Source organism: Psychrobacter sp. 1U2 (genome assembly GCF_051847575.1).
Window position 1 is genome coordinate 35,454 of record NZ_JBPYDC010000023.1, and the last position, 8,200, is coordinate 43,653.

At 45.2% G+C, this 8,200-nt stretch carries 5 protein-coding genes; all 5 read left to right on the forward strand.

Features of this window, described 5'->3' with window-relative positions; genetic code table 11:
* The first annotated feature begins 197 nt into the window (after positions 1-197).
* Complete coding sequence (locus tag ACS8FD_RS10825; protein WP_439275858.1) at positions 198-2,303, forward strand: DNA primase; 2,106 nt, start codon at positions 198-200, stop codon at positions 2,301-2,303.
* 445 nt (positions 2,304-2,748) lie between these two features.
* A complete protein-coding gene (gene rpoD, locus ACS8FD_RS10830) occupies positions 2,749-4,665 on the forward strand; it encodes an RNA polymerase sigma factor RpoD (protein ID WP_439275859.1) in 1,917 nt (638 codons plus the stop codon).
* Between the two features lie 144 nt (positions 4,666-4,809).
* Entirely contained in the window at positions 4,810-5,190 is a 381-nt protein-coding gene (locus ACS8FD_RS10835) for a YbeD family protein (protein ID WP_439275860.1), read from the forward strand.
* Between the two features lie 134 nt (positions 5,191-5,324).
* Positions 5,325-5,543, forward strand: coding sequence for a hypothetical protein (locus ACS8FD_RS10840; protein WP_439275861.1), 219 nt, complete (start codon positions 5,325-5,327; stop codon positions 5,541-5,543).
* Positions 5,544-5,764: 221 nt separating this feature from the next.
* The gene (nrdA, locus tag ACS8FD_RS10845) at positions 5,765-8,041 is read left to right on the forward strand and encodes a class 1a ribonucleoside-diphosphate reductase subunit alpha (RefSeq protein WP_439275862.1); all 2,277 of its coding nucleotides are present in this window, start codon (positions 5,765-5,767) and stop codon (positions 8,039-8,041) included.
* The last annotated feature ends 159 nt before the right edge of the window (positions 8,042-8,200 follow it).

Sequence of the window (8,200 nt, forward strand, 5' to 3'; positions counted from 1 at the left end):
ACTGATATTGTATTAAGGTACGACGCAAGTGGATAAATATAAGGTCAACGTTATCGTTGACCTTATTTATTTTAAGCTAATATTAAATACTAGCGCGCTTCATGATGAGGTATGCGTAAAGCCACCTCTAAATATTTCACCAAAATTAAAAGCTGAGCATAATCTTGCTCAGTCTCTGTGCTAAAATATTTATCCTTATGAGTATTCCTAACCACATTCTCGAGCAATTAAATAGCCAAGCTGACTTGATCAGCATGATTGGTCGGCATACTACGCTCAAACGGGCTGGCAGCGAGTTTAAAGGCTGCTGTCCTTTTCATGGTGAAAAGTCGCCCTCCTTTTATGTCAATCCACAAAAAAACATCTACCACTGCTTTGGTTGTAGCGTCGGCGGTAATGCGATTAGTTTTTTGCGCGATTATGAAAACCTTACCTTTATGGAAGCAGTCGACGAGCTGTCTAAGCAGACGGGCATCGAAGTTCCAAAAGACGAGCAAAAAAACGTCAGCTACCAGCGCATTAAGCCTAAACCCATTACTCAACCCTCGTCTCCTAAAGCGGTAGAAAACACATCTTCGCCGCTACAGCAAACTTCTGATGATGCGCCTGACTATCATAGCGATTACGCGTTCTATGATAACCGTGAAAATAGTGATTACCCTGATAGCTATGCCAGCAACATGTCCGCGGCTCTGGATTATCCTGCAGATTATAATCCTATCGATAACGAGCCGCCGCCTGATTGGCTGATGGCTGATGATTATTCCGTAACGGAAGACAATAGCGTTAATGAACAAGACGGTAACTTATATGAGCTGTTGACTCAGATTCAGCAGTTTTATCAGCGTAATTTGCGCACGCATCCGCATGCCAAGCATTACTTTGCCGCCCGTGGTATCACTGAGCAGAGTGTTGAGGATTTTGGCTTAGGCTACGCGCCTTTTGGCTGGCAGCACCTTGAGCATGAATTTCCACAGGACATAGAAGGACTCAAGGCTCTAGGGCTCGTGCGTCAGTCGGAGTCAGGTCGTGATTATGATCTATTGCGTGATCGCGTTATCTTTCCGATTCGTGACAATCAAGGACGGACGATTGGCTTTGGCGGCCGCGCCCTCGATGATGAGGTCAAGCCTAAGTATATTAACTCCTCAGATTCGCCAGTCTTTCATAAGCAGCACGTACTCTATGGTTATTATGAGTCGCGCCAGCAGCGGGCTAATGATTGGCTCGTCGTTGAAGGCTACATGGATGTCATCGCGCTGTATCAAGCGGGCATCTATGGCGCAGTGGCCTCTATGGGTACGGCGATTAACGAGAGTCAAATATCAAGGCTTTTGACCTTGAACCCGACGCTAACTTTAAGCTTCGATGGGGATAGCGCCGGACAAAAAGCAGCTTGGCGCACGCTCGAGGTGGCACTTCCAGTGCTCGCGGATGACAAAGAGCTTAGGTTTTTGACGTTGCCAAACAATCATGATCCCGACACCTTTATTAAAAGTCATGGCCATGAGGCTATGCGCGAGCAGATTAAAAACGCCATGCCGCTGTCGCAATATATCTTTGCTTACTTAAGCGAGCGTTATGATATGAGCTTAGCAGAAGGTAAAGCTAAGCTTATGTCGCAAGTGCGGACACTGACGGCATCCTTGCCAAAAGGTAGTAGCTTTCGCTATTTGCTTAACAACGATATCTATCAAAAACTAGGCGGCAAACGCAGCCAGAACAGTGAAGCTAAGGATGCTCTGTTAGACTTTGATGGCGATATGACCATCAGCCAACAGCTACAGTTGTGCTTTTTATTCCAGCCCCTAGCTTTAAGCGAAGATCCTATTGAGATGATTTGGCAGCAAGCAGGGCTCAATAGCTTACTTTTGCCTGCACACATTCAGCAAAAGGCTTCAAATGATGCCATGCGAGCTTTGGTTTGGGAGGATTTGCAAGACGCGCCTCTTATAGATGTAGTAAGTACGATTAAGCGCTGTATGAATTATTTGCCAAAAGATGCCAATGCCGCAGCACATTTTATCTTATCTAATCTTACAGCTAATACGCAAGAGTCGCTAAGCCGCAGCTGGGGCCCTTTCTATAAGACCTTAAATACCAGAAATATCTTGAGCTTGGACGCGCTGATTGAGACTCTAGTCATGCAGCTACTTCAGCTACATATGCAAAAAAAGACCCAAGAGCTGATAAAAAACCCCAATCATGTCAAATTAGCCATCGTCAGAAAACAAACCCAGCACCTCAATGATTGGATGCGAGCGCAACAAGCCGAACAATCTGCCCAGATGCTCGGTAGCTGAGCATATCTCTGCGGCTTACTTATCGCTACAGATGGGCTAGGACTGGTTTAATTTTCTTTTTATGCTAGCGAAACCCTTTAAAACCCTAGAGGCCGACCCCATCATCTATGATAATGCTCAACAAGCTTTCAAAATCAGCGGTTAAAAAACCATAGATTCTAGCGTCTGCGCTGATTAGCCGTATTCTGTTTTCATAGGTCTGTGTTAAACTACGCCGTTATCAGCTTGATTTGAGCGATTTGAACCAATTTTTTGTTATTTTATAATTTTTTGTTTTTGTTATTTTTTATTATAGTAATTTAATTATAGTATTGATGTTTTTGAGCCCTTATTCATATCAACTCATTGTTATAACAGATGACGATTAATCGCTAAGCTTACTGGTCAATCTAAGCGCTTAGCCTTTATGCCTTTTTATGACAATGCCCGATGCAAGCGAGTAATTATGAACGATAAGTCCTTATCTAAGTCCACCTCCCAGCTAGCTACCTTAATCCAGATGGGTAAAGAGCAAGGGTATCTCACCTATGCTGAGGTGAATGATCAACTTCCAGACTCTATTACCGAAAGCGATCAGATCGAAGATATCGTACAAATGCTGACGGACGTTGGGATCAAAATCTTTGAATCTGCTCCTGATGCCGATGATATCTTGATGAGCGATGATTCAAGCGATGATGATATGGCAGCGGATGAAGCAGCAGCCGTACTCGCTTCTGTTGAGACAGAACCTGGACGCACCACTGACCCTGTACGTATGTATATGCGTGAGATGGGTACCGTTGATCTACTGACTCGTGAAGGCGAGATCGCTATCGCTAAACGTATCGAAGAAGGTATCCGCGATGTACAGCATGCGATGGCCTACTGGCCTGGTACGGTACAGTTTGTGCTTGATGAATACCAAAAGGTTCAAGAGGGTGAGAAAAAACTCTCTGATGTGATTACCGGCTTTTTAGATCCTGAAACTGAAGAAGATCGTCTGGCAGCTAAAGAAGAAAAAGATCGCGTTAAAGAAGAAAAAGAAAAGGCCCGTGAGGAGAAAGAAAAAGCACCTGTCCTCAAAGCTAAAGATAAGAGCAAGCTCGATGACGATGAAGACGAAGATGACGTCGAGGAAGAAGAAGCTGAAGAGGAAGAAAGCGGCGGTATCGATCCAGAAGCGGTACGCCTGCGTGTTGAGGAGATCGAAGACTTATTTATCACCGCCAAAAAAGCCTTAATCGAATATGGCCGTGGTAGCGAGCAAGCAAAAGCCGCTTATGCCTTGCTTGCTGAGCGCTTTATGATGCTTAAACTGAACAATCGCATGTCTGATCAGGTCATGGCGATTATGCACGATGTCTATGATGATGTGCGTAAGCAAGAGCGTCAGATTATGCGTCTGGTCATTCGCCGTGGTCGTATGCCGCGTAGCGAGTTTCGTAAGACCTTCCCAAGTAACGAGACCAACGTCGACTGGCTCACAGAGCGCCTCAAAGGCAAGCCTGCCTTTGCTGAGACGTTAGAGAAAGTTACTGACGATGTAATTCTTTTGCAGCGTAAAATCCGTGACTATGAGCAGCAGCTCGACATGGAAATCGTTGATATGAAAGATGTTGCGCGCCGCATGGCGGTTGGTGAAGCCAAAGCACGCCGCGCCAAAAAAGAGATGGTAGAGGCTAACTTACGTCTGGTCATCTCGATTGCCAAAAAGTATACCAACCGTGGTCTACAGTTCTTGGATCTCATTCAAGAAGGTAATATTGGCTTGATGAAAGCAGTCGATAAGTTTGAATATCGCCGCGGTTATAAGTTCTCGACCTACGCCACTTGGTGGATTCGTCAGGCGATTACTCGCTCTATCGCTGACCAGGCGCGCACCATTCGTATCCCAGTACACATGATTGAGACCATCAACAAAATCAACCGCGTCTCGCGTCAGCTCTTGCAAGAAATGGGCCGCGAGCCCACGCCTGAGGAATTAGGCGAACGTCTCGAGATGGACGAAGTCAAAGTCCGTAAAGTACTGAAAATCGCCAAAGAACCGATCTCTATGGAGACACCTATCGGTGATGATGAAGATTCGCACTTAGGCGACTTTATCGAAGATGGTACGATTTCAAGCCCTGTCGATGATGCGACCTCAGCGGGTCTGCGTGAAGCGACTCGTGATGTGTTAGGCAACTTAACCGAACGTGAAGCACGCGTGCTCAAAATGCGTTTCGGTATCGATATGCCGACCGACCACACTCTAGAAGAAGTCGGTAAGCAGTTCGACGTCACTCGTGAGCGTATTCGTCAGATCGAAGCCAAAGCACTACGTAAGCTGCGCCACCCTTCTCGCTCTGAGCATCTGCGCTCATTCCTTGAGAATGACTAACATAGGTTCTTGAAAAAGCGCTGTTAAAGCCTTATAAAGAAGGCAAGACATTAGCAGGCAGTGAGTAAAAAAGCTGAGCGAGTCTCAGCTTTTTTGTGTGCAGCTAAAAGACATTAGTCCTCAAAAAACAATAAGGGTTTCATTATGAGTAACGATCCAAAAAACAATCCTGACAATCAGCAAACCAGCAAAAGAGACGTCAAAGTCACCGAATTAGTCGCCAACGACGGTATTTTGAAAGGTAAAAAAACAGACATTCAAAATCCAGAGCTGTGGGAATTTCCCATGAACTATCCTATGAGTGTGATCGGTCATGAGGGCGAGCACGAGACCCTACTCAATGAGCTTAAACTCATTTTGGGCAGTCAGTTCCCTGATTTTGATTTAGCTTCTATTGAAGTCAAACCTTCAAAGACGAACCGCTTTCATTCAGCGCGGGTCAATTTGTATCTCACTAGCGTTGAGCAAGTTAATGAGCTTTATGCTGCGCTTGATAAGGCCCAAACGGTACGTATGGTGGTATAAAAGCAAGTTTCTTGCGAGGTACTGCCAAAACGAGTTACCGAGCTATCTAAGCTAAGCCATTATTTAGCGAGTCATATCTTTTTTCATATTGAAAAGTACATCGAAAATCGTCACTGTTTAGGTGACGATTATCTATGGCATTGACTGTGCTTATCGGGTACAATCTCTGCCGTTATTTTGCTCTTGGCACTGCTGTTATCTGTGCCAGAGATATCAAATTAGCAAAAATAAAAAGCAAGCTATTTTTTATAAAAAATTTTATTATTCTTTACATATCTTCTAGGCCTTATGCCATCACTCTTTGCTTAAATTTAGCGCCTCAACAACATAAATCCAATCTAAAATCAATATAGCATTTTCAAAATATTCCCGCTATATTGTGTCTACTTACTAACAAATACGCTATATGTAGTGCTCAGGGGTTTTCACCTCAATAGAGCCTTCGGTATTCTTTTGCCTAAAAAAGCACGGAAGCTTTCTGGTTATAGCTTGCTTAATAAAAGAAGTCGATAACACTATAGGCCAGTTTTTGACTGAGTAACACGACTAACTATTGATAATTTATGAGGGCGGTATGACACATATTGATAATATTCAAGTAACCAAACGCGACGGACGCCTAGAGCCTATAGATTTGGATAAAATCCATAAGGTGATCGAATGGGCCGCTCACGATTTAGATAATGTGTCAGTCTCACAAGTGGAGCTCAAATCGCACATTCAGTTCTATGAAGGGATCAAAACCCGTGATATCCACGAGACTATCATCAAGTCAGCCGCTGATTTAATCTCAGAAGAGACGCCCGACTATCAGTATCTAGCCGCTCGCCTCGCAATCTTCCATCTACGTAAGATCGCTTATAACCAGTTCGAGCCGCCACATCTATTCGATCATGTCACCACCTTAACTGAAGCGGGCAAATACGACGAACATATCCTAAAAGATTACAGCCGCGCAGAATTCGATGAGCTAGAAGCCTATCTCGATCACTGGCGCGATATGAATCTTGCCTATGCTGCTGTTGAGCAAATGGCGGGTAAATATCTCGTGCAAGACCGCGTAACTAAAACGGTGTATGAGAGCCCGCAGTTCCTTTATATGCTCGTTGGCATGTGTCTATTTGCCAATTACGATAAAGCTGAGCGCTTAAGTTACGTCAAACGCTTTTATGACGCGACCTCACAATTTAAAATCTCACTACCGACGCCTATCATGTCAGGTGTACGTACGCCATCGCGCCAGTTCAGCTCGTGCGTACTTATCGAATGCGGTGACAGCCTCGACTCTATCAACGCTACCACCAGCGCTATCGTGCGTTATGTCTCGCAGCGCGCTGGCATCGGTATCAACGCTGGCCGTATTCGCGCTTTGGGTAGCCCTATCCGCGGCGGTGAAGCTCAGCATACCGGCTGCATCCCGTTTTATAAGCTCTTTCAAACGGCAGTCAAATGCTGCTCGCAAGGCGGCGTGCGCGGTGGGGCCGCGACTCTCTTCTATCCACTATGGCATTTAGAAGTTGAATCACTCCTTGTACTCAAAAACAATCGCGGTGTCGAAGACAACCGTGTGCGTCACATGGATTACGGCGTACAAATCAACAAAACCTTGTACACTCGCCTGATCAAAGGCCAAGACATCACCCTATTCTCGCCGGATGACATCCCAGGTCTGTACGATGCGTTCTTTGAAGATCAAGAGAAGTTTGAAGCGCTCTACACCAAGTACGAAGGCGACCCTTCTGTACGTCAGCGCCAGATTCCAGCGGCAGATCTGTTTAGCCTGATGATGCAAGAGCGTGCTAGCACCGGCCGTATCTACATCCAAAACGTCGATCATTGCAATACCCATAGCCCGTTTGACGCGAGCGTTGCACCGATTCGCCAGTCCAATCTATGTATGGAAATCGCGCTACCGACGAAACCTCTTGATAACATCAATGACGAAGAAGGTGAAATCGCGCTTTGTACGCTATCAGCGGTCAATCTAGGTAAAGTCGAGAGCGTCAGCGATATCGAAGAGCCCGCAGAATTAATCGTGCGCGCCCTCGATGCCCTACTCGACTATCAAGACTATCCGGTCAAAGCTGCTGAAAATGGCAGTATGCGTCGCCGTACCCTTGGCGTTGGCGTCATCAACTATGCCTACTATCTTGCGAAAAATGGCGTGCGCTATTCAGATGATTCAGCACTAGGCCTGACCCATCAAACCTTTGAAGCGCTGCAATACTATCTCTTGAAAGCCTCAAACAAATTGGCCAAAGAGCAAGGCGCGTGCCCTGCCTTTAATGAGACCACTTACTCGCAAGGTATCTTGCCGATCGATACTTATAAGTCTGACTTGGATAACATCTGCCAAGAGCCACTACATCTCGATTGGGAAAGCTTGCGTCAAGAGATCACCGAGCACGGTCTACGTAACTCTACCCTAACCGCGCTGATGCCATCTGAGACCTCAAGCCAAATCGCTAACGCCACTAACGGTATCGAGCCACCACGTGGTCTGGTTTCTATCAAAGCGTCTAAAGATGGCATATTAAAGCAAGTGGTGCCAGATATTGAGAAGCTGCGTGGTCAATACGAGCTACTGTGGCAAATGCCAAATAACGATGGCTACCTCAAGCTTATCGCTATCATGCAAAAATTCGTCGATCAAAGTATCTCGGCTAATACCAACTATGATCCGGTTCGTTATGAAGGCGGCCGTGTACCGATGAAGATATTGCTAAAAGATTTGCTAAACGCTTATAAAATGGGTGTGAAGACGTTGTATTATCACAACACGCGTGATGGAGCGAACGATGCACAAGCGGATATGGAAGATGATTGTGCTGGCGGTGCTTGTAAGATTTAATTATAAGTTAAATAAAAAAACGTAGTCTAAGAAAGTTAGACTACGTTCAACAATTATAATTAATGGTGTTCTCATGGACAATATATAGTCAGTCTTTTATAAATAAGATACAATACTTTTAAAACTGAGAGAAAGATATTAATAACGATGACTTATTCT

What these genes read in the sequence shown, in the direction of transcription:
- ACS8FD_RS10825 (WP_439275858.1), top strand. Translation starts at nt 198, where the DNA reads ATGAGTATTCCTAACCACATTCTCGAGCAATTAAATAGCCAAGCTGAC.
- rpoD (WP_439275859.1), top strand. Translation starts at nt 2,749, where the DNA reads ATGAACGATAAGTCCTTATCTAAGTCCACCTCCCAGCTAGCTACCTTA.
- ACS8FD_RS10835 (WP_439275860.1), top strand. Translation starts at nt 4,810, where the DNA reads ATGAGTAACGATCCAAAAAACAATCCTGACAATCAGCAAACCAGCAAA.
- ACS8FD_RS10840 (WP_439275861.1), top strand. Translation starts at nt 5,325, where the DNA reads ATGGCATTGACTGTGCTTATCGGGTACAATCTCTGCCGTTATTTTGCT.
- nrdA (WP_439275862.1), top strand. Translation starts at nt 5,765, where the DNA reads ATGACACATATTGATAATATTCAAGTAACCAAACGCGACGGACGCCTA.